Source organism: Chryseobacterium echinoideorum (genome assembly GCF_007474535.1).
GTDB classification, from domain to species: Bacteria; Bacteroidota; Bacteroidia; order Flavobacteriales; family Weeksellaceae; genus Chryseobacterium; species Chryseobacterium echinoideorum.
Genome location: NZ_VKNW01000007.1, coordinates 32,666 through 58,584 on the forward strand (window position 1 = coordinate 32,666; position 25,919 = coordinate 58,584).

The window sequence follows — 25,919 nt, forward strand, 5'->3', positions numbered from 1 at the left end:
TAATTTCAGGATGTATGCATTTTATATTAATAAAAATTTTAATGAAAAATTAGCAAATATTTTTGATTAACTAACTGTTTTTTAGTTTGTAAAAGCGTTAGCATTCAGCAAATACTGAAAACCAATCTATCCTAAATTACAGATTTCCATCTATATTTTTAATTTAATTTTAATTAATGTAAAAAATGTCTAATTCCTGTAAACATCATCGGGATTTTGTGTTCATTAGCAGCATCAATGCTATCCTGATCTTTTACACTTCCTCCGGGCTGAATGATTGCTGTAATACCTTCCTGAGCGCAAAAATCTACCACATCACGGAAAGGGAAAAAGGCATCAGAAGCTAAAACCAATTCTCCTGAAAACTTTTCCTTCGCTCTTTCAATTGCCTGCTGAGTAGCCCAAATTCTGTTTACCTGTCCTCCTCCGATTCCGAAAGCCTGAATTCCGTTGGAAACAACTATTGCATTAGATTTTACATATTTCACAACTCTCTGAGAAAATAACAATGCTTTTTTCTGCTCTTCTGTAGGTTGCGTTTCAGTTACAATCTTAATGTCATCCGAAAAAATACTGTCATTGTCCTGAACCAGAATTCCTCCATCTACTTTAACCCAAGTTTTTTTGTCGGAAACAGGGTTTATTATTTTTATAATTCTTAAATTTTTCTTCTTTCTTAAAATTTCCAAAGCCTCTTCATCAAACTCAGGAGCCATAACGATTTCAAGAAAAGTTTTGTTTAATTCTTCTGCCGTTGCTGCATCAATTTTGTAGTTCATTGCAACAATTCCGCCAAAGATAGACACAGGATCACACTCGAAAGTTTTCTGATATGTTTCCAATGCTGAAGTTCCGATCGCCACTCCACACGGAGTAGAGTGTTTTACAGCACAGCAAGCCATTTCTTCTTTAAATTCAGTCACTACTTTCCAACAAAGATCCATATCGCGAAGATTGTTGAAAGACAATTCTTTACCTCCTAACTGCTCAAAATCTTTCATCGCACCATTTTCGAAAGTAGAAACGTAATAAGCCGCTGTCTGATGCGGGTTTTCACCATATCTAAGATCAGCAACTTTTTTGTAAGATGCATTCAGATATGTAGGATATTCTTCATCCAAAAGCATTTTGGAAATTGCAGCATCATAAGCTGAAGTAAGATTGAAAACTTTACCTGCTAATTTTCTACGAGTCTCAATAAATGTATCTCCATTTTGTTCCATTTCGATTTTTACAGTTGAATAATCTTCAACGTCAGTAATTACCGTTACAGAATCAAAGTTTTTGGCTGCTGAACGAAGCATTGAAGGACCACCAATGTCAATAAATTCTACCTTTTCGTGGAGAGAAATGTCTTTATTCACATTCTCGAAGAACGGATAAAGATTTACGATCACCATGTCAATCAGACCAATTCCGTGCTCCTGAACTGTTTTCATGTGTTCTTCGTTGGAACGAACCGCCAACAAACCACCGTGAACTTTCGGGTGGAGTGTTTTCACTCTTCCATCTAACATTTCAGGAAAATCGGTTATTTCATCAATTTGAATCGGATTTAAACCAGCGTCTTTCAAATGTTTGAATGTCCCTCCTGTAGAAATCAATTCATAGTTTTGGGCTTCTAAAAACTTTGCGAATTCGGTCAATCCACTTTTGTCAGAAACACTGATTAAAACTCTCTTTTTGCTCATTTTACTTTCGATTTTTTTACTTTTTACAGCTATTTCAAACTGTAGACCGGGTCTTTCACCTCCGATCTTTTATTTTTATTTAGATTTTTCTTCCTAAATTTTTTCAATTTCATTGAAAAAAGCATGTAATTTTTTTTCATCAAGTTTTCCATCTGTCCTTACACTACTGCATAAATCTAGCCCGAAAGGCTGTACTTTTTTTATAGCTTCTCTTATATTTTCTACTTTTAAGCCTCCTGCAAGAAATATGGGAACATCAACAGAATCTTTTATTTTTTTACTTAAATTCCAATCATGAATATTTCCTGTTCCGCCCAATATCTTAATTTTAAGATTGGGATTTCCGCTATCAAGCAATAAAGCATCTACGTATGGAGCCACTTCAATAGCTTCCTGAACAGATTTTTCATCAATCACATGAATCACTTGAACCAGTTTTATGCCTGGTAAATTTTGTCTCAAAAGATGATATTCGTTATTTTCCAGTGCATCCACCAACTGAATTACTGATGTCTGCACTTTTCTGTGATGGGTAATTACATCCTGAACGCTAGTTTCACTTGTTAGAAGAAATGTTGAAATAGGAGGCGGTGTATTTTTTTGAATATCTAAAATAAGTTCATCTTCTATAACTCCCGGTCCGCTTGGCATTTTCCCCACCAATCCCAGAGCTGAAGCTCCGTATTGGATAGCCAGCTTTGCTTCTTTTAAACTGCTTATACAACAGATTTTTACTCTTGGTTTCATTATCTTAATTTCCTAAAACTTTGTTTATTGCTTTTGGAAAAATTTCATATTCTATTAAATGAACTTTCTCTGCTACGGTTTCGGGAGTATCATCTTTTGTAATTTCGAACGATTTTTGAAGAATGGCTTCTCCTTCATCAATTCCTGAAGTTACAAAATGTACGGTTGCTCCGCTTTCTTTTTCTTTTGCTTCAATCACCGCATTATGAACGTGGTGCCCCCACATTCCTTTTCCTCCAAATTTTGGGAGCAAAGCAGGATGAATATTGATTATTTTTTCGCTCCATTTTTCACAAAATTCAGGTTTTAGAATGGATAAAAATCCTGCCAATACGATTAAATCTGTATTTTCAGGGATGATTTTACTCAATTCGCTGCTGAAATTTTTTCCTCTCGGAATCAGAATATTTTCTATGTTATGATTTTTGGCTCTTTCCAGTCCGTAACATTCTCTATCGGCAACAACTAAAGATACTTTTGCATTCTGGATTTCTCCATTATCAATAGTATCAATAATTCTCTGAAGATTGGTTCCTGACCCTGAAACGAGTATAACTAAGTTTTTCATTTTATTTTGTGAGCCTTGTCAAGGTTTTAAACCTTAACAAGGCTTTGTCTGTTATTAACTAGCCCCGATTGCAACGGCATCCTTTTTCTAAAATGGCTTTGTAAAAAAGCGATGGCGAAAAAGATATAGTGGAAAGCGGGATTAAGCTTCTAAAATTGAATTTAATGTAACAATGTATCAGTTAAACAATATTCCAAATTGGTAAACTGTTCCATTATTATATTGGTACATTAAAATGATAATTTTATTTTTTCGCTTCCTTCTGTAATCTCACCAATTTCGTAAGCGTCATCAAGAAGATGCATTACTTTTTCAGCATGTTCTGAATCTACCACAACGATCATTCCCACTCCCATATTGAAAGTTCCGAACATTTCTTCACGAGCTACTCCCCCTCTTTTTTCCAATTCCAGCATGATATTCGGAATCTGGATTTTTGAAGCATTAATTGTAGCACAAAGCCCATCTCCGATAATTCTTGGAATGTTTTCATATAAACCTCCACCTGTAATGTGTGCGATTCCTGAAACTTCCACTTCCTCAAGGATTTTATGAATATCTTTATAATATAATCTTGTCGGCACTAAAAGCGTTTCATACAAAGGTTTTTCTTCGAATACTTCATTGAAGTCAGGAAAGACTTTTCTTACCAGAGAAAATCCGTTTGAATGAAATCCTGAACTGGGTAACGCGATGATTTTATCTCCTTTTTTGATTTTAGAACCGTCAATAATCTGATCTTTTTCAACAATTCCTACACAAAATCCTGCAACATCGTAATCTCCGGGTTGATACATTCCCGGCATTTCAGCAGTTTCTCCGCCGATTAAAGCACAGTTGTTGTCTTTACAAGCTTCTACCATTCCTAAAACGATTTCCGCAGCGATTTCCGAATCCAGTTTTCCACAAGCCAGATAATCAAGGAAAAATAAAGGTTTTGCACCATGGCAAAGTATATCGTTGGCACACATTGCAAAACAGTCTACTCCGATGGAATCATATTTTTTTGAGTCTAAAGCCACTTTGAGCTTCGTTCCTACTCCATCTGTTCCTGAAACCAAAACAGGATTTTTGTAACCTCCGATTTCATAGAAAGCTCCAAAACTCCCCAAATGATTGAGAACATTTGAATTGTGCGTTTCACCAACCGCTTTTTTGATCTTATCAACGGTTTTATATCCTTCCTCTTTGTCTACTCCTGCTGATTTGTATGTGTTGCTCATAGTATATGTATCAGTTTATCAATCTAACAATGAATATTGTTATAAAGAAAATTTCACAATTATTGTATTAAAATTAATTAAATAAAAAAGCCGACAATCTTTGTCGATTATCGGCTGTTGTTTTATCTGAAAGTTTCAGAGTCCACAGTTTTTCCATATTTTGAAAAACATTCTTTAAAAGTGGACTGAATCTTCATTTTTTTCTTTTTGCAAAGATATTAATTTTCTGTTAAACTTCAAATCTATTTTTCTAGTATTGATTCTAACTTAGCAATTTTGGTTACTTTTTCTTTTAATTCACTGTTTTTTTCTTCATTAGAAATAATCTGGCTTTCCCTGTTAAAGTTATCGTTAAAGAATGGAAGTGAAAAAGTTTCTATAATATTTCCTCCATGCAGCGGAAAACGCTTTTCGGCAGCTTCCAAAACTCCTAAGCCACCTCTTCCGCCTGGAGCCGTTGCCATCAGCAACATTGGTTTTTCGTTCCAAACTGCTCTTTCTTTGATTCTTGAAGTCCAGTCGAATACATTTTTAAATGCTGAAGAATAGGTTCCGTTATGTTCGGCCAAAGAAACCAATAAAACATCTGCTCTATCGATTTTTGAGGCAAAATCCTGCGCTTCCTTTGGAACTCCGCTTTCCACTTCACGCTGATGTTTATAGATTGGCATTTCAAAAGCATTCATGTCTACAATTTCTACTTCTGCATTTGGAATTAATGAAGCGGTATAAGTAACCAGCATTTTATTGATTGATGTATCGGAATTGCTTCCTGCTATTGCCAGAATTTTCATTGTTCTATTTTTAATATATTTTATTTTTAAACCACCCCGGCAAAAATTCATTCTGAATTTTCGCCACCCCTCCGAAGGATGGGAATTTTTGTGGTTCAAAATTAGGGTTTATTTAAGATATGCCGGTAATTCCATTGGAACTTCCATTAATAATATTTCAGCGTCTTCTACCGCTTCAATGTTGAAACTTTGGGTGTCCCAGATTCCTAAACCATCTCTGCTTTTTAAAATCTGATCTGCAATTTTTGCACTTCCACTAAGAACGAAAACATAGACACCGTTGCTGGATTTATTCAACTTGTATTCTTTTGAATTGTTTTTATTAAAATTGGCTAAATTAAACCATGCGTCCTGATGAATCCAAACTCCGGCATCATTTTGATCAGGTGACAGAATCTGTTGGAAATCATTCATATTTTCATGATGTTTTATACTTTGTTGATCGTATCTCGGTTTAACACCAACTTCTCTGGGGAAGACCCAGATCTGCAAAAATTTGACAGGCTCATCTTTATTTTTGTTGTATTCGCTGTGTTGAACTCCTGTCCCGGCACTCATTACCTGAATTTCTCCTTTTTTAATGACCGCCGTTGTCCCCATTGAGTCTTTATGCTCAAGATCTCCTTCCAATGGAATGGATATAATTTCCATATCTCTGTGAGGGTGTGTCCCGAAACCCATTCCCTGAGAAACCGTATCGTCATTTAAAACCCGTAAAACTCCAAAATTCATTCTTTCGGGATTCTGATAGCCTGCAAAACTGAAGGTATGATAAGAATTTAACCAGCCATGATTGGCATGACCTCTTGTATCTGCTTTGTGATAAACTGTTTTCATATTTTTTGTATTATTTAATATATTGTTATCATTAATTACAATACAAATGTAAATCTTGTAAGCCCTGAAAATGTTGACGTAAGATAAGAAAGCTTTTGATGTATTTCATTTTAACAAAATTCAAAAATGTTATCTGTAGAAAATAAAAAAGCGAACAATGATGTCCGCTTTATATATGAAAATTTTAAATATTGTTAAAAATGTACCTGCTGAATTTCTTCCTCAATTTCTTTTGGTGTGTTATGTTCCGATTTAACAAAAATAAGGGTTAAAACAGCTCCCAACAACATACAAATACCACCTACAACAACATAATCAATGGCCATTTTTCCAAAAATTCCGCTTACGATTGGACCCCCGAATATACCGTTGATGATCTGAGGAATAACAATAAAAAAATTAAAAATCCCCATATAAACGCCCATTTTCTTTTGTGGAATAGAATCAATAAGCATGGCATAGGGCATTGCCAGAATACTTGCCCAGGCAAAACCTAATCCAATCATCGAAATCCATAATAACGAAATATCTTTAATAAAATACATCGAAATCAATCCAAAACCTCCACTAGCCAAAGCCAAAGCATGAGTCTGCTTTTTACCGATAAATTTAGCAATGGGTGTCAAAGCAAAAGCAAAGAAAATGGCATATAAATTATAACTTCCGAATAAACTTCCCGTTAAATCTCCTGCTTTATTAAATTCTGCAGAATGAGTATCTTCCGGAGAAAGACCAAAGTGATGTGTTGCCAAAGCACTTGTCGTAAAAACCCACATCGTAAACAACGCAAACCATGAGAAAAACTGTACGATTCCCAGTTTTTTCATCTGAGATGGTGCATTGGCAAAATCCTTGAAAATATCCGACAGTTTGGATTTTGTTTCTGCAATTGGCTTTCCACCTTCAAATGATGCAAATTCTTCAGGAGAATATTCTTTAGTTGTTACAATTGTATATAAAATTGATAAAATAAGTACCGCTGCTCCAATATAAAAAGAATAGATGACGTTATCTGCGACAAATCCTTTTGGAGCTTCATTAGAAATTCCCCAATTTGCCAGCCAGTTCGGTAAATTTGAACCAATTACCGCCCCTATTCCTATCAAAATTGTCTGAACCGAAAAGCCAACCGTCGCCTGATGTTTTGGCAGCATATCCCCTACCAAAGCGCGGAATGGTTCCATTGCTACATTGATAGAGGCATCCATCATGGCTAAGAAAATTACCGCGATCAGTAAAACATTTGCAGCCATCATTTGTGTTGCAGAAGCCGCATTCGGAAGCATCACTAATCCTATTGAGCATAAAATAGCTCCGATTAAAAAGTAAGGTTTTCTTCTGCCTAAAGGACTCCATGTATTATCTCCCATGTGACCTATAATTGGCTGTACAATTAATCCTGTGATGGGTGCAACCAGCCAGAACCATGATAACTCATGTACATCGGCTCCAAAGTTTGCCAAAATTCGGCTGGCGTTTCCGTTTTGCAGACCAAATGCCATCTGAATTCCTAAAAATCCCATACTCATATTAATAATCTGAAGCATGGATAAATTCGGTTTTGTTTTTTTCATCATTTTTGAGTGATTTCTTGGATTAATATATTTTCAATCGGTGCTTTTATCTCTACAACTTTATCTACTACGTCATTGGGAACTGTCACAGAAAGTACGTACTGTTTTACTTTCCATGTTCCGTTGATTTTTTCAACAACACCTGAACCGCGGCAGATTTTCATCTGTGTATCTAACAGTTCATCAAACCACGCCAGTTTTCCGTCTTTGCTGAAATAGATATTTCTTTTGAGGGAAGTGAAATTCCATGTTTTCTTTTTATCGAAATAAGGTTTTGCCCAAACCATAAAAGCTTTTTTGTCCCAGACTTCTGTAGCATCTGTCCCGATAAAAACAGATTCATCGGCAAAATAATTAAAATAGGTGGTGAAATCTGCTCTTGCAGCCGCTACATTAAATCCATCAAGCATGATTCCGATTTCTGTTTTTTCTTTATCAAATTTTGACTGAGCAGAAAGGGCTGTAAAACTGAGGATAAAAAATATAAAATATATTGTTGTTGTTTTCATAGATCATAATTTGAAACCTAACAGGTTTTGAAAACCTGTTAGGTTTAGTAGTTAAAACTTATTTTAATTCAATAACCATCGACGATTTTGCAGGAATTTTAAATTGATCCTTTACCGAAAATTCTTTACCGGAAATGATGTCTTTCCCTTTTGAAAAATTGTTCAGGGATTCTGCGAAATGTTTTACATCAATCGTTTGTTCCGAGTTATTATTATTTAAAATAACCATTACGCTTTCTTTTTCGTTGTATCTAAAATACACAAAAACATTATTCTGCGGAACAAAATTTCTAGTTTTTCCAGTATGAATAACCTCTTTACCTTTTCTCCAGTTAAGCAATTTCTGAGTAAACCCGTAAAATTCTTTTTGCTGAGAAGTCTGAGATGAAGGATTAAAAGCATTGACTTTATCCGTCCTCCAGCCTCCAGGAAAATCTCGTCTGATATCTGCGTCACCTCCTTTATTTTTATCACCACGCATTCCTACTTCAGAACCGTAATACAGCTGAGGAATTCCGCGAACTGTCGAGATTAAAGTCATTGCCAATTTATATTCCGCAGGATTTCCATTGAAAACTTCGTTGAACCTTTCTGTATCGTGATTTTCAAAAAAAACCAATAGATTATTGATATTCGGATAAAGGAAATCGCTGGTAAAAGCATTATATAGCTTTACCATTCCGGAATCCCAACCGTCCTTTTCTTTCAGAGCTTTCGGAAGATCAGAATACAGTGTGAAATCCATTACAGAAGGAAGATTTGAGTTATAATTTGCTGCCTCCCCTATTTTAGAATCTTTTTGCCATGCTGAAATATGTGCACTGGAATATAACCATGCTTCTCCTACGATATTGAAGTTCGGATATTCGTCCGTAATAGCTTTTGCCCATTTTGCCATCGCTTCTTTATCGTTGTAAGGATAGGTATCTACACGAAAACCTCCCAATTCGGCATATTCGATCCACCAGATAGCATTCTGTGTTAAATATTTTAAAACCAAAGGGTTTTTCTGGTTAATATCAGGCATTGTCGTGTCAAACCACCCGTCTAAGGCTAATTTTTTATCAACCTCAGAAGCATTTGTATCAAACTGAGTAGTTGTTTTATAGTTGGAACGCTTAAAGCCGTTTTCTCCGTCGTTAAACCAGTGAATCCAGTCTTTTGTGGGTAAATCTTTGATCATCCAGTGAGAAACTCCCCAATGATTGGTTACATAATCCATCACGAGTTTCATTTTTCTCTGATTTAGCTTTTGGGAAAGTTCTTTATACTCTTCGTTGGTTCCGTAACGTTCATCAATTTTATATAAATCTGTCTGCGCATATCCATGGTAAGAATATACTTTTTCGTTGTCCTCATTAACCGGAGTAAGCCAGACTGCCGTTGCTCCAAGTTTCTGAATATAATCTAAATTGTTGATGATTCCGCGCAGATCTCCACCATGTCTGCCGTTGGGAAGATTTCGGTTTACCTTTTCCGTTAAATTCGGGCTGGAATCGTTTTTTTCATCACCATTCGCAAAACGATCAGGCATGATAAGGTACATCACGTCCTTTGAAGAATAGGATTCTCTGTTTGCCGAATTCAGATTTCTCTGTTTTAATTCATAGGTGTAAGAACCTATATTTTTCTTTCCGTTTTTAATATTAATTTTAAACTTCGGAACATTAATCTCATTGGTGTTAACGGTTACAAAAACATAATTTGGATTTTCGACCTTCCGGATATCCTTAATCTGAACTCCGTCTGAAAGTTCAATTTCGTTATTAGCAATATCTTTTCCGTACACCAGAATCTGAAGTTCGGGATTTTTCATTCCCTTCCACCAGAATGCAGGTTCCACTTTATCTAAAGGTTTTTGTGAAAAAGCAAATGCTGCTGATGAAAGTGCAATTACTGCATATATTTTTTTCATATAAAATTCGGATTAAAAAACCTTACAGGAAATCCCATAAGGTTTTGATTTTTAATTTAATTCAAAATTTATTTTACAGGTTTGATAGAGATGGCAAAACCGCCGCTTCTTACCATTTTAAAATTGATTTTAGATTTGCTTGTGATTTGCTTTTTGTAGATGTTATAACTTTGGGGATTGTTGATATAATCCGCATCTTTTCCATCCTCATAGATCGTGGCTTCATATTTCTGTCCCTTATTGAGGAATGAGAAATCTACCGTATAATCACGTCTGTTTTCATCGGTAATTCCACCTACGAACCAGTTTTCACTCCCTTTTGCTTTTCTTGCGGTTACTACATAATCTCCCGGTTCTGCTGATAAAATTTTCGTATCGTCCCAATCTGCAGCAACATCTTTAATAAACTGGAAAGCATCCATGTGTTTTCTATAGTTTTCGGGTAAATCTGCAGCCATCTGAAGAGGCATATACATGGTTACATACAATGCCAGCTGCTTTGCCAGTGTCGTTTTGACAAATCTTGTGTCTCCAGGAAAATAATAATCCAGCTTTGTCTGGAAAATTCCAGGGGTGTAATCCATTGACCCTCCCATCCATCTTGTAAAAGGAAGAATAGTCTGATGATCAGGATTATTCCCTCCAAAAGCCTCATATTCAGTACCTCTCGCTGCTTCTGCAGAAATATAGTTTGGATAGGTGCGGCTTTCTCCTGTAGGACGTACCGATTCGTGAGAATTAATCATGATTTTATACTCATTTGCTTTCTCAGCAATTCTGTAAAAATGATTAATTGTCCATTGCGAGTAATGATGCTCTCCTCTTGGAATAATATCTCCTACATATCCTGTTTTTACCGCATCATATCCATATTTATTCATCAGCTGAAAAGCTTTGTCTGCCCATCTTTCATAGTTGGTGGCTGAACCTGAGGTCTCATGATGCATGATGAGTTTTATCCCTTTTGAGTGTGCATATTCATTCAACATTTTAATATCAAAATCAGGATATGGAGTGATAAAATCAAACACAAATTCTTTTGAATTTCCAAACCAGTCTTCCCATCCGATGTTCCAGCCTTCTATCAGCAATCCGTCGAAACCATTTTCAGCAGCAAAATCAATATATTCTTTTACTTTCGTATTGTTTGCGGCATGTTTTCCGTTGGGAGTCAATTTTGTAAAGTCAGTTTCACCAATGCGAACATTGGATTCCGGTTGACCGTATGCCCACTGTGATTTACCGATAATCATTTCCCACCAAACGCCCATGTATTTTGTAGGATGAATATAAGAAGTATCAGTATATTTTGTAGGCTCATTAAGATTGAAAAGCATTTTTGAAGCCATTACTTCTTCTGCTTTCGGGGAAACAATAATGGTTCTCCAAGGCGTAACCATAGGAGTCTGAATGTAGCCTTTCGCTCCTTGTCTGTCGGCAGTAAGATGCGTTTTAAACTTAAAATTCTGAGAATCAACTTCTAAATGAGAAGCTGGATAGTCTAAAACTGCCGCTTCAGCAATATTGATATATAAAGGTTCCTTGCCTTCTTTTTTGAGCATTAAAGGTGACTGTACTGCATTTTTTATTAACGTCTGAGAAGCATTTGCATCTGCTGCACCTGCCCATTTTGAAGGGATCTCAGAAATTTTGGTCTCCTGATATTTGTATTCCTGAGAATCATAATCTGCTACCATCCACCATGCTTTCATATCGGAAGGTAAATCTATTTCAGAATCTTCTTCTCTGATCACGAAGTAATTTAGATTTTTCTGCTGCGGAAATTCATACCTGAAACCTAATCCATCATTAAATAATCTGAATTTAACAATGATATTTCTTTCTGTAGAAGCCTGATTAAGAGTAAAAGATAATTCGTTATAATGATTAATATAATTTTTCTTTTCACCTAATATAGGCTGCCAGGTTTCATTTTTAGAGTCTCTTTTTTCTGAAATTTTTGCAAATCCGCTATTAAGATCAAATTTTGCGTCTTCAGGCTTTGCTATTTCAGATGCAAACTTTATAGCTTTATCTTTAAAAATTCTCAGTCCTAATTTTGAATCTTCTACAACAATATTTCCATTATATTTAAGATTATAGTATGGAACTCCCTGCTTTAGCTGGAAGTTCATTTCAAATTTTCCATCCGGAGATTTGAGTGATTGTGCGTTGATACCGGCAAACATCATAGAGAACAAAGCTGCTCCTATTGTAATTTTCTTCATAATGACAATTTAATTATGGTTTAAAAATAAATAAAGTGCTGCCGAAAAGCAACACTTTTTATTTTTTTTATATGATGTTATAGTTTAGTTAAAGTCAGCTTATAATATGCCGAGTTATGTACATCAAGTTCAATTTTATAATTACCTGATTGTGAAACTTTGTAGTTTGGATCTCCAGTTACAGTTCCCTCAGAGCTTAAATATGTTTGTATAGCTGCTCCGGAAGCAATAGTTTGATCGTTTGCATCAGGCTGAAACTTCATAGCCCAATCGTCATTTGCTCTAAACTTGAATATTCCTGAAGCCGATAAAGCTATCGAATTGATTACATAAGTTTTGGTAGTAGGATTGTAAGTAAAATCAGTATCTGAAGACCATCCTGTAGGAGTTGCATCACCAATTACACCAAAGTTGGCAATTGCAGCTGAGTAAGTATTTGCATTCCAATCAACTTTTAAATAATAAGTTCCGGCAGCTGCTGCTTTAATATTTTGTTCTCCAGTTTCAACTAACTTACCCGTAAAAGTACCATCATCACCTTTGTCTCCAGCCCAATCCTGATTGATTGTAAATTTGTATTCACTATTTGGATTGGTTACATAAATAAATCCTCTGTATTTATTATCTTTTTCGGGAGAAAATAAATTTGGAGAATCACCTGGATTCCATTCCTGATAACCCGCTGCTCCGGCATAACCACCCGGAACATTAATTTTAGGATAGATTAAATCAGGGTTTGGAGTGTAGCCTGTCATTGAAATAGTGAGTACATTTGAATAAAATGCAGTAACGCTGTTTGCACTAGACTTTAGTCTCACTTCAATGTTTTTTGCAGAGTTAGGAGCAATTTCTAATTCTGCTAAAACATTATTAAGTTGTAAATGTGTAAGAGAAAAAGTGTTGTTTTCCTTAGAAACTGCAACAGTTGTACTCGGTGAAAAATTGGTTCCTGCCAGTGCAAGCTCTACAGAATTTGTAAATGATATGTCAGGATTAAACACAGGATTTGTGTAGGTAAAAGTAACAGCAGCCTGATCAGCCATTGTCTCATCTAAAACAACCGATGTTTTGTTTGATAAAAGAGTACTTGGTGTAGTATTATTTAAAATCAATTTTTCATCTTCACTTTCACATGAGATAACGAATGCTGAAATTAATCCTACCAGCAATATACTTAGTATTTTTTTCATTTTAATCAATTTTAAAAATTAATAACCTGAGTTTTGTGTTAAATTGGGGTTTGATTGTAGTGCTGAACTTGGAATAGGAAACAACTTATAATTATCCGAAATTGATGTTCCATTTTTAACCCCTCCTTTCCATGGCCATAAATAGTTACCTCCTGTAAATTTTCCAAACCTTATTAAATCTTGTCTTCTCATTCCTTCGAAGTTTAATTCTCTTGCTCTTTCATCTAAAAGAATGTCTAATGTAATAGATGTTAATGGAGTAGCATTGGATCTAGTTCTGACCTGATTTACATAATTCAGTCCTTGAGAAACGGTTGTTCCGGTAGCTCCTCTTAATGCACATTCGGCATACATCAAATAAACATCGGCTAATCTGAATAATGGAAAATCTGTTGATGAGAATTTGGTTGCACCACCGTTCCCATTAGAATCTTTATTCCAGAATTTATCCGACGGCAACCCGTCAGTCCACGCTTTATAATCATTCATTTCCCAATTATGCCCCTGAGACCAAAATAATTTAGCCCTTTTGTCAGTACTCGCTTGAAGATCTGCAATACTATTTCCAAATAATCCATACCATGCTTTTGTTGCTCTGTGACCGGCCCAGGCTTCTAAAGCTCCAAAGTTTGCAGGAATCATAGTATCGGTACTAAGACTACCGTTTACAAGATAAGTTGTATTTCCAAAACTCTGACTGGAAATCGCATCTGCAAGAAGAGGAAAAATAATCTCTTTCGAAGTATTGTTATCAGATGAAAAATTTTTTCTGATATTTGGTTCCAGCTGATAACCGCCTTCATTAATAATTTTATTGATAGAGTTAGCAGCATCACTATACCTGGCTGTTCCAGTGTACACCTCCGCATTAAGATATAACTTTGCCAATAGCATTCTTGCACAAGACTTGTTTGCTCTGCCATAAGAGTTTGTTGCAGGTAAAGTAGACTCAATAGCTAGAAGCTCGCTTTCAACATAATTGAAAATATCTTTTCTGGAAGTTTCTGGTAAAAGTGTAGACGTGTTAAAATTATCATCTTTTACCAATACTCCTTTTCCGAATAAATCAATTAAATAGTAGTATGATAAAGCCCTTAGAAATCTCAATTCGTCAACAACCTGATCTTTATTCGCATAATTAATCTGATCACTCTTCATGATTAGAATTAAATTAGTAGCTTGAGGAATCGTGTAATAAATTCTGTCATAAACATACTTAAAGAATTTATTATTTGAAGTCCAATTTGAAGTAGTAGTAAGCTGATCAAGCCCATTGTCTCCCCATCTGTTTTTCATATCATCTGCAGTGAAATCCTGAAGATTTACTAAACCTCTTACAAAAGGAGATTCTCCCGGATCTGCGCCTGATATGTCAGACTTATCTGGTCCCTCCACACTTGAAAGCGCAAAACTTGCATATAATCTTGAAAGCATTCCTTCTACCGCATTTGGATCTGCTGCCAAAAGGTTTTCTAACGTTAATTCTACTTTAGGCTCGGTGTCCAAATCATTTGTACAAGATGTAGTCACAGCTAGAAATGTCAAAAGAGTAATTACTTTATATTTAATATTTTTCATTTTTAGTATTTTTAGAAATTAAAGTTAAATCCAATTGTATATGTTCTTGGTCTTGGATAAAAATTATTGTCAATACCATTAAAGTTTTCAGGATCCTGACCTGAATAATTAGTCCATGTGTAAACATTGTTTGCTGATGCATACACTCTTACATTTGTATCTTTAAATACATTTTTAAATAAGTAACCAATTGTTACATTATCTAATCTCAAAAAAGAAGCATCTTCCAGAAAGTAATCTGAAAAATACAAATTATCGGAAAGTGTAAATGGAGAATCTGCGGTAGAAACAAGAACATTATTTAAACTTTGAGAGTTTTGAGGAATAGTATAACTCTTAAATCCTTGTGCAAGTTTTCTAGTATTATAGATTAATCCTCCTATCTGTCCTCTGAAAGCTGCATTAAGATCCCAGTTTTTATAAGTTAGAGAGGTACTAAAACCATATGTCCATCTAGGTCTGATCGCTTTATAATATCTATCATTATCATTAATAACACCATCATTATTTCGGTCAACGTATACGTTATCAAGTGGGTTCCCATTAGAATCATACACCTGTTCCAATACCCATGCAGAATAAGGTTGATAATTTACAGCATTATTAGCAAGCCTAACTCCTGTTCCAATTGGTAAATTACTTGAAGTGTCAGGTAAATAGCTTACATCACCAAGATCTAGTATTTTAGAATCATTATATCCAAAATTTCCTGCTAATGACCAGTTTAAATTTTCATTTTTTACAGGAATCACCATTAAATTTAATTCAATTCCTTTATTTTCTAAAGATCCTACATTTCTCGTAAATTCGTTTGTTAAGCCTTGCCCCGATGGTAAAGGAACTTTTGCAAGAAGATTAGTTGTTTTTCTTGAATATACATCAATACTACCAGATATTCTTTCTTGTTTGAAGAAAGAAAAATCAATTCCACCATTCCACGTGTCCGTTACTTCCCAAGTCAATCCAGGATTAAATGGCAATGCACTATATGTTCCTACTCCTGGAAAATATTGAGAATTTGATCCTCCGATTGCAAAGTATGGACTTGAAGGATAAAATCCAGCAATACCAACAATATCTGCGTTACCTGTTCTACCCCATCCTAATCTTAATTTAAGGTCTTTTATATCTGAAGAATTATTGAAAAAATCTTTATTAACTTTCCAAGCAAAAGCTACTCCTGGAAAATATCCCCACCTTTCGCCTTTTTGAAACAATGATGAAGCATCTGCCCTAAAATTTAAGGTAAATAAATATTTATCATAAAAGTCAATATTTGCTCTTCCAATGAATGATTGAAGATTCAATACATTATAATATCTATTATTAGGATTTAGAGCAGTACCCGGATTTGAAACCCTTAAACCGCTAGAATCATCGTATCTGTAATTATCTTTATAGCCATCATTTTTAAAATTTTGGTAAGAATATCCTCCCTGAACAAGGAAATGAGATAGAAAACCTGAATATTTCTTTTCATAAACCAAATAAGCGTCCATGGTTTGATTTGTAATGTTTTGACGCTCAGCATAATCTACTCCAGGACTAAATACAAAATCATTTGGAGCTAAAGAATTCTCAGGATTTCTATAGGTAGCAATGGCATTATTACCAAAAACTGTCTTAAGATTTGACCTAGAGGCCTCCAAGCCTAAATTTATGATAGCTCTTAAATCTGGTAAAAAATGGAATTTATAATTGATCTCCGCATTTCCTAAGAATTTAGCAATTTCTTGTGGAGACTCTCTTTGTAAAAGAATAGCTAATGGATTACTTTGTCCCTGTATAAGATATTGATTACCTATCAATGCAGTATTTTGATAATATCCTTCGAACCTATTAGAAGCACCTCCAGATAATCCAGTTTGAGAGAGGTATATCGGAAGTGTAGGATTCATATTAACGGCACCACCAATTGCTCCTCCATCGTCAATGGCGTTAAGTTTTGAAAATAATCCTTTTAAGCTAAAATCAACTTTCAAATGATTATCAAAAAAAGAAGGCGTAATATTTAATCCAGCGGAAAATCTTTCATAATTACTGGTTTTTACAACACCTTCTGTTCTGTTATATCCTAATGATAACCTCGTTGGAACTCTATTAAATAAACTTCCAGAAATACTAAGGTTGTTATCTGAAGAAACCGTAGTTCTATATATTGCTTTTTGCCAATCAGTATCGTATATAGTTCCTTCTTGATTTGGGCTTAAAACATCCCCTCCAACACCTAATAAATAGTTATAATCCGGATAATTCTGATTAATAAAGCTTTTGAACTGATTAGCATTCATTACATCAACATAACGTGTTACAGAACCTACCGAAACATTTGTATTCAAATTTACCTTAAGTTTTCCACCACCTCTTTTGGTCTTAATAATAATAACACCATTTGAACCTCTATTTCCATAAATTGCTGTAGCGGAAGCATCTTTTAATATTGAAAAAGATTCAATATCATTTGGATTAATCAAATTTAATGGATTTGCAACTCCGGCAGGATTATTAGTATCTAAAGGAACGCCATCAATTACAATCAAAGGATTGTTATTAGCGCTAAATGAGGATCCTCCTCTAATTCTGATATTTGGGGCAGCATCTGGAGAACCACCAGAATTTGTTATTCTAACTCCTGGCGCTTTACCGTTAATCAGCTGGTCTGCGGAGACAATTGCACCTTTGTTGAAATCTTTTTCAGAAACTGCCGTTACTGATCCAGTAAGGTCTGATTTCTTTTTGGATCCATATCCTATCAATACAACTTCTTCAATAGCCTTTTCTTTTGTAAGAGAGTCTTGTGTTTGTGCCTGCAATATTGAGCTTGCCAATAAAAATGCTGGCGCAATTTTTAACACCGTTGTAAAATTTTTCACAATATTTATATTTTATATAGTTTATTTTGTTACTTGTAGCTTTGTGCTTGTGGTGCAATTTATAAAAAAATTATAATTATCATAATTTTATTTTAATTTAACATAAAATTATGTATATTAAACGAGTTATTTTATTCATTATGCTGATTATCAAATTTTTATTAAAAAATATGCATAACATAGCATGACTTGAAAATTTACAATAAGTTAAACAAATGTTTAACTTATTGTAATATTAAATTGCTTTATTGGTTTTATTTAGCTTCATGAATTTCAATTTTCTGCAATTTTGAAGGATTTACCTTATCTTTGCAGACCTAAAACTATACTATTAAATGTCAAACAGAAAGATGATTACGGCTGCGTTGCCTTACGCCAACGGACCGGTTCATATTGGGCATTTGGCGGGGGTTTATATTCCTGCAGATGTTTATGCAAGATTTCAGAGAAGATCGGGAAAAGATGTGGCTTTTATCTGTGGATCAGATGAGCATGGAATTCCTATTACCATAAGAGCTAAAAAAGAAGGGGTGACCCCTCAGGATATTGTAAATAAATATCACGAAATCATCAAAAAATCGTTCTCAGATTTAGGGATTTCTTTTGATGAATATTCCAGAACGACTTCTCCAAAACATTATGAAACCAGTCAGGATTTCTTTAAAGTTTTGTATGAAAAAGGGAAATTTACCGAAGAAATGTCTGAGCAGTATTTCGACGAACAAGCCGGAGAGTTTCTTGCAGACAGATATATCGTCGGAACCTGCCCAAATTGTGGCAACGAAAATGCATACGGAGATCAGTGCGAAAAATGCGGCACTACCCTTTCACCGTCTGAATTGATTAATCCGAAATCAATGTTGAGCGGCAATGTTCCGATCTTAAAAGAGACAAAAAACTGGTATTTACCATTAAATGAATATGAGAATTTCTTAAACGAATGGATCATCGAAGGTCACAAAGACGACTGGAAACCTAATGTTTACGGACAGGTAAAATCATGGTTGAATGACGGTTTGAAACCTCGTGCGATGACCAGAGATCTGAACTGGGGTGTTCCGGTTCCGCTTCCTAATGCAGAAGGAAAAGTGCTTTATGTTTGGTTTGATGCACCCATCGGGTATATTTCTTTTACCAAAGAATGGGCGGAGAAAAACGGAAAAAACTGGAAAGATTATTGGCAGAGCGAAGAAAGTGATTTGGTTCACTTTATTGGAAAAGATAATATTGTATTCCACTGTATTATTTTCCCTGCGATGATGAAAGCAAACGGCGATTTTAATATGCCAAAAAATGTCCCTGCTTTTGAATTTCTGAATCTTGAAAACGATAAAATTTCCACCTCAAGAAACTGGGCGGTATGGGCACACGAATATGTACAAGATTTCCCGGGACAGCAGGATGTGCTGAGATATGCGCTTCTTTCTTCCGCTCCGGAAACCAAGGATAATAATTTCACATGGAAGGATTTCCAGACGAAGAATAATTCTGAACTGGTAGGTATTTTTGGAAACTTCATCAACAGAGTTGCTGTTTTAATTCATAAATATTATAACGGTGTAGTTCCTCAAGGTGATGTCAATGCTCCTGAACTAAATGAAATCAATAAATCTGCAAAAGAAATTTCAGGTTTCCTGGAAAACTATGAATTCAGAAATTCTTTAATGGCTCTAATGAACTTAGCTCGTTTTGGAAATCAATACCTTCAAACAGAAGAACCTTGGAAAACCATTAAAGACAATCCTGAAAAAGCAGCAAATTCTTTATTTGTAGGCGCTCAGATTGCTGTAGCTTTGGCTCAGTTGTGTGAACCGTTCATGCCTTTCAGTTCTGAGAAACTATTGACTCTGTTTAATGTTCAAAAATCGGATTGGAACACTATCGAAACCAAATCTGTTTTAATTGAAACCGGACATGAGATCAACGAAGCATCTCTTCTTTTCTCAAAAATTGAAGATGATGTCATTGAAGCTCAAATCCAGAAACTGGAAAACACCAAACAAAATAATAAAAAAACAAACCCTAACGCCAACCCTATGAAAGACGAAATCACTTTTGATGATTTTACAAAAATCGACTTGAGAACAGCAACGATCATTGAAGCTGAAAAAGTAGAAAAAGCAGATAAATTATTAAAACTGACGGTCGATACAGGTGTAGATATAAGAACCGTGGTTTCAGGAATTGCGGAAAGCTTTACGCCGGAAGAAGTGATCGGAAAGCAGGTCATGATTTTATTAAATCTTGCGCCAAGAAAGATCAGAGGAATTGAATCCCAGGGAATGTTGCTTTTAACCACAAAACCGGACGGAAAATTATCTTTTGTGACTCCTGACGAAACGGTGGAAAATGGTATTGAGATTGGATAAAGTTAATTTCACATAAAAGAATAGCTCCTCATAAAAAGGAGCTATTTTTTTATTCTTTTTAATCAAAAGAATAAACTATTTAATAAACCTGAATATAGCTGTAAACACTTCCTCCCGAAGCAATTGTAAACCATTCGGTTTCTGAAGCTGAACCCAACTGATTTGTGGGATAGTTACCCGCACATGGAGCAACTCCTATTTCAAAATGATCTAAAACATTATTGGATGCATCTCTCACATCAAACGCAAAAAACGACCAATCTGTAGTGGGTGAAATAGCCAGTACATTCGGATGGTTGTACGGAAGAACAGAAGCGGGCGTGGTATTGGACATTCTGACTAAATAATCAAATACCGGGACAGTAGCTGTATTAGCAGTGTAATATTTAGAATATTCCGTACTCGAAGAAGCTGGAATCGTAAAATTACCACTGGATAATATATTCCCCATATACAGTTCCGGAACGCAGTTCGTTAAATCTGCAGCTCTTAATCTTCCCGTAAGCTTATAAGTAGTATAATTATTAATCACCAGCGTACTGACTTGGGAAAATGCGATTGCACTCAATAATAAACTAAAGGTTAAAAATATCTTTTTCATAAGACTCTATTAATAAATTTGAATATAAGTATATTTTACTCCTCCAGAAGATATGTTAAACCATTCGGCATCTCCATAAACACTAGAAATATAAGATGGACCTGTAAAACAACTGTTGGTACCGTCTCCCATATTACCTAAAAAATAAGTTTCAGGCACATTTGTTCCTCCTGAAGACAATGGGGTGTTTGTTCCAGCAAAAAACATCTGAAATTTTGTGTGTCTCCAATCGGTATTTGTTGAGATCGCTCCACTCGGTGATAAGCTAGGATGGCTTGGAACCCTTGGAACTGCTGGATTGGTTGGCGAAGTAACTACTGAAAAAGAACTAATACCGGCACCCACCCCATCACTGTATGTTGGTAAATAAAAACTGTTTGATGCAGGTACAATAAGCTGATCAGGAACGGCAGGACTGGCAATAGCTATCATGGGATAGCAGGTTCCTAACGGAGTTGCCATTAATTGACCGTGAAAATCGTAAGTTGAATAATTGTTTACCGTAAGTCTGCTTTGCTGTGCAGAGATCTGAACTCCTAAAGCACAACAGATCATTAGAAAATGTTTTTTCATAATATTATAGTTTAACATTATTTTTTATTTGAGCCATTTTTTCCTGATTAATCTGAATAGCCCAGACTAAAATTGCAGATACATCTCCATTGGTTTTCTGCTGAATCTGAGCATCCGTAACTCCGGTAGACTTAATAAGATCTGTTGCAGAAGGAAGAAGGATTTTTTTTCTTCTGTCGCTCAGTTCTGTACTTCCGCTTCTTTTTTCTTCCTCGGTTGCTCTGTTGGCTGGATCTCCAAGACTTCTCATCGCCATGTCGAAATTTTGCATTTCGGGAGTTTTCATTGATTCTACTGTGTTAACAACTCCGCTTTCATTAGTACATGAATGTAATACAACCGCTAAAAGGCTAAGTGTAAAAAGAATTTTTTTCATAGTAAATAAATTTGTTAGTAAAAAAGTTTTTTTGAATTATAGAAATTATTTTTAGACTCGATCATTTTTTCCAAAAATATTGAATTAAATGTGCTGCAATTTAATAATTAATTATCTCCAAAATAATTGATTAATTTAAAATATTTACAAATAATGGGAATTATTTATAAATTATTACTTATGATTAAATTATAAATAATTAAAATTCAATGTTTTACATAATAAATAAAAACCTTTTAAATTATATTTGCTATTATTATTCATAAATAAATGATATATATGCTATGTTTAAAGATTAAATTTATTTGAATAAAAAAAGTGTCGTAATTTATTTCACGAACAGCAAACTTCTTAAACAATTCATTTTAAAGAACTTAATACAAATTAATCTGTCTATGTTTTTACCGAAACTTTTGATGAAAATATAAAATTCATAAATTATTACAACGATTGCTTGTACAATTGATGATCTATAATTAGTTTTAAAATAAATCAAAAAGTAATGAAAAATGTGTTTTATCTGCTACATTTCTTTAAAAAGTGAAATTATTATTCTTTACTCATTAGAAACCTACAGTTGATCTCTTATTTTCATTAATAAGAGCAGTAATCTAAGACAGATTCTCACCAGAAATATAACGTATTATCCAAAAACTAAATTAACTATTATGAAAAAGAACATTTTAACTTTATTCTCTTTAGTGTGGCTTTCAGTATATACTAATGCTCAGCAGTCGACTTTGCTTGTTTACAATTATTCTTCCTACTTTCTGGAAGCAAGAATTGAAGCGAATGGTCTAAACGGCAATTGTTATCCGAGAATTTCAAGCAACGATTACAGCAGCTACAATCTAACTTTTGATCCTGCAAGTGGAGGGACTCCTTTTATTGCACAGTTTAAAAAATTCAATCAGGGATTATCTTCTACCCCACCGGTTAGCCAATGGTTGGTACAAAGTTCAGCTACCAATCCTCCGTTATGGAGAATTCCCAGTCATCCTGTATTTGTTGATACCAGTGTTTTTACAACATCAACAGACTGGACAGATTGTCTGATGGTTGCAAGAGATGCCAGCTTTAATTACGGTGCAGAGCTTGAATTGGGTGATCCTGCCTATGACTCCTGCAACGGTGTTTCAGAAACCTATCAATTCAGATCAACTTTGGAAGGAGAATGGTTTACGCTTACTTCGGGATCTGAGAAATTCACTATTGTACAGGTTTTTTAACCTTAAAAAATAAGGCTGATCATCTGTCAGCCTTTATTTTAATTTATTATTTCACTCTTTTCGCCATATAATCACTTTCGTTTCCTAGGCGGTCAATGGCTTTTATTGCTACTGCATTTAATGTTTTACCATTTTTAAGCTTAGGGATTTCTTTTGAAAGTTTATCCAGAGTGAGGATTTCGGTTTCCCAGACTCCGTTGTACTGTGTAAAAAGCACCCATTGAAAAACATTTGCTATTTTTTTTGAACTCCAGCTTGTTTGTACGAAACTGCCGTTGTCATTGGTAAATAAAGTGGGTCTTTCTAAAGGTGTTGTTTTGATCCACGGACTTCTCGGCGGTAATGCTTTTTCTTTATAAGGTCCGTTCTTCAATGTGGGCAGCATATTGGCATTTTTCGTTAAGCCGGCAATACTCCAATGAATTGTTCCTGTATTGTTATTTAAAATCTGTCTTGATATTTCAACCTGATTTTTAATCTCAGAAGGACGATCAGAAACTTTTACTTCTACCGTATTTAAGCCGGGCCAGAGATGGCGGTTCATGGTATTTTCTGATTTCCACCAATTGAGCAAAGCAGGAAAACTTTGTCCTTTAGACTCAATAGGCCAGTATAACTGTGGCGAAAAATAATCTACCCAACCTTTATTAAGCCATAATTTAGCATCAGCGTACAACTCATCATATTGTGACGAACCGACAATTCCTTCAGGATAACCGGGTTTCCAAATCCCGAACGGACTGATTCCGAACTTTACATAATTTTTTTCTGCATGAATTTCTTTATAAATTCTTTCTACAAATTTATTGACGTTATCTCTTCTCCAGTCTGCCCTGTTTAATGTTCCTCCACTTTTTACATATTCGTTCCAGGTTGTATGATCGGGGAAATCTGCTCCACGGTTATACGTTGCATAGGGATAAAAATAGTCATCAAAATGTACGGCATCAATATCATATCTTTTCACAATGTCTTTGACCACATTAGAAACGTGCCCCTGAGTTTTCGGATTAGCAGGATCAAACCAGTACATTCCGTTTTTTAATCTGATGGTTATATCGGAAAGTTTATTAACCATTGATTGATTTGTGACTGTTCCTCCGTTGGAATGATGCGCTCTGTAGGGATTCAGCCATACATGAAGTTCCATTCCTCTTTTATGGGATTCTTCAATCCAGAACTGCAAAGGATCGTAATTGGGATAAGGCGGCTCGCCGGTTTTTCCGGTTAAGAAATACGACCAAGGCTCAAGCTCGCTCGTATATAAAGCGTCTGCAGAAGGACGAACCTGAAAAATCACAGCATTAAAATTGTTTTCCTCTAACATATTCAACATACTGATGGCTTCTCTCTTTTGCTGCTCTACAGAAAGATTGTTTCTTGAAGGCCAGTTGATATTGGCCACACTTGCGATCCAGACTCCGCGGAATTCACGGTTGATTGCCGGAAGATCAACTTTCAAGTCTTCTTCAACTGCTGCAATAGGCGGAATAGGTTTAGGATCTGGAATTTTAACGGTCTTGTTTGGTGCTTTTGCGGGTTTTGTCGCAGTTAATTTTTCTTTGACAGCACACGAAGTACTGAAAGATGCAAACAATCCCAAAAGGCAGACTAATTTTATGTGAGTGATTTTCATTGATCTATGATTCAAACTGATCGATTATTAAGGATTTCAAGATAATAAAATTCAGAATATAAAAAAAGCATATACCTGCCTACTCTTATTAATAATGACAAAAATTATTCAAGCCTGTCTGAATACATAAATCCTTCTGCTCCGTCAGAGGTTTTTACGTGACACCAGTCTTTTCCTGCTGCAAGAATTGTTATGGCTGTTCTGTCTGTTAATTTTTTAAGAATGGTGTAATTAATACCCGGTCCGGATCTCAGAACAGATTCTGCTTTGACGAACTTGGCAGAAAATATTTTCAATGGAGGAGAAACAGACTCAGGGAGTTTACGGTTTTTCACAAAAGGGTAAGGGTCTATCGCTCCTCCTGAAGTGTAAATTCCGAAATGAAGATGGGGTGCTCCTCCTGCTGCATTCCCTGTACTTCCCACTAATCCTAATGTGTCACCTGCTTTTACCCGCTGTCCGTTGTTTGCAATAATACTGTCTAAATGGGCATAATAGTAAGAATAATTCATTTCCGAATCTCTTATCCACACCTGTTTTCCGCCTAACCCCTGATTTCCGGTTCTTGTGACAGTTCCGCTGATCACGGCAGTTACAGGAGTTCCCTTTCGTGCAAAAATATCTATTCCTTCATGGCTTCTGCCGCCGCCGTCACGGCTTGCTCCCCAAAAACTCTGAACATCTTTATTTCCTTTTCCTGATACAGGAAAATCGAGTGAAGGCTGTGTATATATCTTCAAAGCAAATGTTCCTGTGAAATTAATTTCCGGCTGTACAATAATTTTATAGCATCCTGTATTTTCAATTCTTTTTCTGAATTTCCCGTTACTGATCATAGCACTTTCTGCCTTTTCCTTGGAATAATTGTTTTCGCTGATGTCTACAAAGATTTTCGTGTGGGGATCATTGGCGATTGCTTCCACCACTAAAAGCTGTCCGTGCTGAAGTTCTAAAGAATAACCCAAAGCAGGAATATTGCTGTCATTGATCTGTACAGAAAAAACAGCGTCCTCTTTTATGACTAACTGATTATCTGCTGCAGATGCAAAATTTGTTTTCCATTGTGTCATGAGACTGTCTGCACCTGAGAAACTTCTTTCATATTTGATACGCTCTGAAGTTTCAAAAATATTTCTTGCTTTTTTTAATCCGTCACATGATATGAGAATAATAAAAAGAAAAGAAATAATGAAGATGGATCGGAATTTTTTCATGCTCAGCTCTATATCAGTTTGTTTAGGTTCGCTTATGAAGTTTAAAATAATTGATTGTAAATGAATACATAAAGTCTTAATTAATAAAAAACTCTTTATCATAAGATATTCTAAATGATTTTTATACAAATATTCAGCCGTTAACAGATGAATGTTATACTTAGCTCAATAGAAAAAGCCCCGGAAATTCCGAG

20 protein-coding genes are annotated in these 25,919 nt (G+C 35.2%); 2 read left to right on the forward strand and 18 right to left on the reverse strand.

Annotated features, from left to right (window positions below; translation table 11 throughout):
- Positions 1-173: 173 nt before the first annotated feature.
- The 13 genes from purH to FOL89_RS10265 form a co-directional block, all read right to left on the reverse strand.
- Positions 174-1,691 carry a bifunctional phosphoribosylaminoimidazolecarboxamide formyltransferase/IMP cyclohydrolase gene (gene purH / locus FOL89_RS10205; protein ID WP_144282699.1) on the reverse strand — a complete coding sequence of 506 codons (1,518 nt, stop codon included), beginning with the start codon at positions 1,689-1,691 and terminating at the stop codon, positions 174-176.
- Between the two features lie 93 nt (positions 1,692-1,784).
- Complete coding sequence (locus tag FOL89_RS10210) at positions 1,785-2,438, reverse strand: phosphoribosylanthranilate isomerase (protein WP_144282700.1); 654 nt, start codon at positions 2,436-2,438, stop codon at positions 1,785-1,787.
- A 4-nt stretch (positions 2,439-2,442) separates the two neighbouring features.
- Complete coding sequence (purN, locus tag FOL89_RS10215) at positions 2,443-3,006, reverse strand: phosphoribosylglycinamide formyltransferase (RefSeq protein WP_144282701.1); 564 nt, start codon at positions 3,004-3,006, stop codon at positions 2,443-2,445.
- A 230-nt stretch (positions 3,007-3,236) separates the two neighbouring features.
- Positions 3,237-4,229 carry a phosphoribosylformylglycinamidine cyclo-ligase gene (gene purM / locus FOL89_RS10220; RefSeq protein ID WP_144282702.1) on the reverse strand — a complete coding sequence of 331 codons (993 nt, stop codon included), beginning with the start codon at positions 4,227-4,229 and terminating at the stop codon, positions 3,237-3,239.
- 242 nt (positions 4,230-4,471) lie between these two features.
- The gene (locus tag FOL89_RS10225; RefSeq protein WP_144282703.1) at positions 4,472-5,023 is read right to left on the reverse strand and encodes an NADPH-dependent FMN reductase; all 552 of its coding nucleotides are present in this window, start codon (positions 5,021-5,023) and stop codon (positions 4,472-4,474) included.
- A gap of 108 nt (positions 5,024-5,131) precedes the next feature.
- Positions 5,132-5,860: a pirin family protein gene (locus FOL89_RS10230; RefSeq protein WP_144282704.1), complete on the reverse strand. Its 729-nt coding sequence runs from the start codon at positions 5,858-5,860 to the stop codon at positions 5,132-5,134.
- Between the two features lie 194 nt (positions 5,861-6,054).
- Positions 6,055-7,437 (reverse strand): MFS transporter, encoded by a 1,383-nt coding sequence (locus FOL89_RS10235; RefSeq protein ID WP_144282705.1) that lies wholly within the window; start codon positions 7,435-7,437, stop codon positions 6,055-6,057.
- On the reverse strand, positions 7,434-7,943 hold the full coding sequence (locus FOL89_RS10240; RefSeq protein WP_144282706.1) for a nuclear transport factor 2 family protein: 510 nt from the start codon (positions 7,941-7,943) through the stop codon (positions 7,434-7,436). The genes FOL89_RS10235 and FOL89_RS10240 overlap by 4 nt, the downstream gene beginning before the upstream one ends.
- Positions 7,944-8,001: 58 nt before the next feature.
- The gene (locus tag FOL89_RS10245) at positions 8,002-9,858 is read right to left on the reverse strand and encodes a glycoside hydrolase family 13 protein (RefSeq protein WP_144282707.1); all 1,857 of its coding nucleotides are present in this window, start codon (positions 9,856-9,858) and stop codon (positions 8,002-8,004) included.
- Between the two features lie 68 nt (positions 9,859-9,926).
- Entirely contained in the window at positions 9,927-12,086 is a 2,160-nt protein-coding gene (locus tag FOL89_RS10250; RefSeq protein WP_144282708.1) for a glycoside hydrolase family 97 protein, read from the reverse strand.
- A 77-nt stretch (positions 12,087-12,163) separates the two neighbouring features.
- Entirely contained in the window at positions 12,164-13,276 is a 1,113-nt protein-coding gene (locus FOL89_RS10255) for a SusE domain-containing protein (RefSeq protein WP_144282709.1), read from the reverse strand.
- An 18-nt stretch (positions 13,277-13,294) separates the two neighbouring features.
- Positions 13,295-14,854 (reverse strand): RagB/SusD family nutrient uptake outer membrane protein, encoded by a 1,560-nt coding sequence (locus FOL89_RS10260; protein ID WP_144282710.1) that lies wholly within the window; start codon positions 14,852-14,854, stop codon positions 13,295-13,297.
- A gap of 11 nt (positions 14,855-14,865) precedes the next feature.
- A complete protein-coding gene (locus FOL89_RS10265) occupies positions 14,866-17,727 on the reverse strand; it encodes a SusC/RagA family TonB-linked outer membrane protein (protein ID WP_185146963.1) in 2,862 nt (953 codons plus the stop codon).
- Between the two features lie 335 nt (positions 17,728-18,062).
- On the opposite strand from FOL89_RS10265, the gene metG reads away from it, so the two are divergent.
- Complete coding sequence (metG, locus tag FOL89_RS10270) at positions 18,063-20,096, forward strand: methionine--tRNA ligase (RefSeq protein WP_144282712.1); 2,034 nt, start codon at positions 18,063-18,065, stop codon at positions 20,094-20,096.
- Between the two features lie 79 nt (positions 20,097-20,175).
- Here the strand turns inward: metG and FOL89_RS10275 are convergent, their stop codons facing one another.
- The 3 genes from FOL89_RS10275 to FOL89_RS10285 are packed head-to-tail and all read right to left on the reverse strand — an operon-like array spanning position 20,176 to position 21,646.
- The gene (locus FOL89_RS10275) at positions 20,176-20,697 is read right to left on the reverse strand and encodes a hypothetical protein (RefSeq protein WP_144282713.1); all 522 of its coding nucleotides are present in this window, start codon (positions 20,695-20,697) and stop codon (positions 20,176-20,178) included.
- Positions 20,698-20,706: 9 nt separating this feature from the next.
- On the reverse strand, positions 20,707-21,270 hold the full coding sequence (locus FOL89_RS10280; RefSeq protein ID WP_144282714.1) for a hypothetical protein: 564 nt from the start codon (positions 21,268-21,270) through the stop codon (positions 20,707-20,709).
- 4 nt (positions 21,271-21,274) lie between these two features.
- Positions 21,275-21,646, reverse strand: a complete 372-nt coding sequence (locus tag FOL89_RS10285; RefSeq protein WP_144282715.1) for a hypothetical protein — start codon at positions 21,644-21,646, stop codon at positions 21,275-21,277.
- A gap of 668 nt (positions 21,647-22,314) precedes the next feature.
- Between FOL89_RS10285 and FOL89_RS10290 the strand changes: the two genes are divergently transcribed.
- The gene (locus FOL89_RS10290) at positions 22,315-22,875 is read left to right on the forward strand and encodes a hypothetical protein (RefSeq protein WP_144282716.1); all 561 of its coding nucleotides are present in this window, start codon (positions 22,315-22,317) and stop codon (positions 22,873-22,875) included.
- A gap of 46 nt (positions 22,876-22,921) precedes the next feature.
- Here FOL89_RS10290 and FOL89_RS10295 read toward each other — a convergent pair whose 3' ends face one another.
- The gene (locus FOL89_RS10295; RefSeq protein WP_144282717.1) at positions 22,922-24,511 is read right to left on the reverse strand and encodes a glycoside hydrolase family 10 protein; all 1,590 of its coding nucleotides are present in this window, start codon (positions 24,509-24,511) and stop codon (positions 22,922-22,924) included.
- A gap of 104 nt (positions 24,512-24,615) precedes the next feature.
- Positions 24,616-25,725, reverse strand: coding sequence for a M23 family metallopeptidase (locus FOL89_RS10300; protein WP_185146964.1), 1,110 nt, complete (start codon positions 25,723-25,725; stop codon positions 24,616-24,618).
- Between the last annotated feature and the right edge of the window lie 194 nt (positions 25,726-25,919).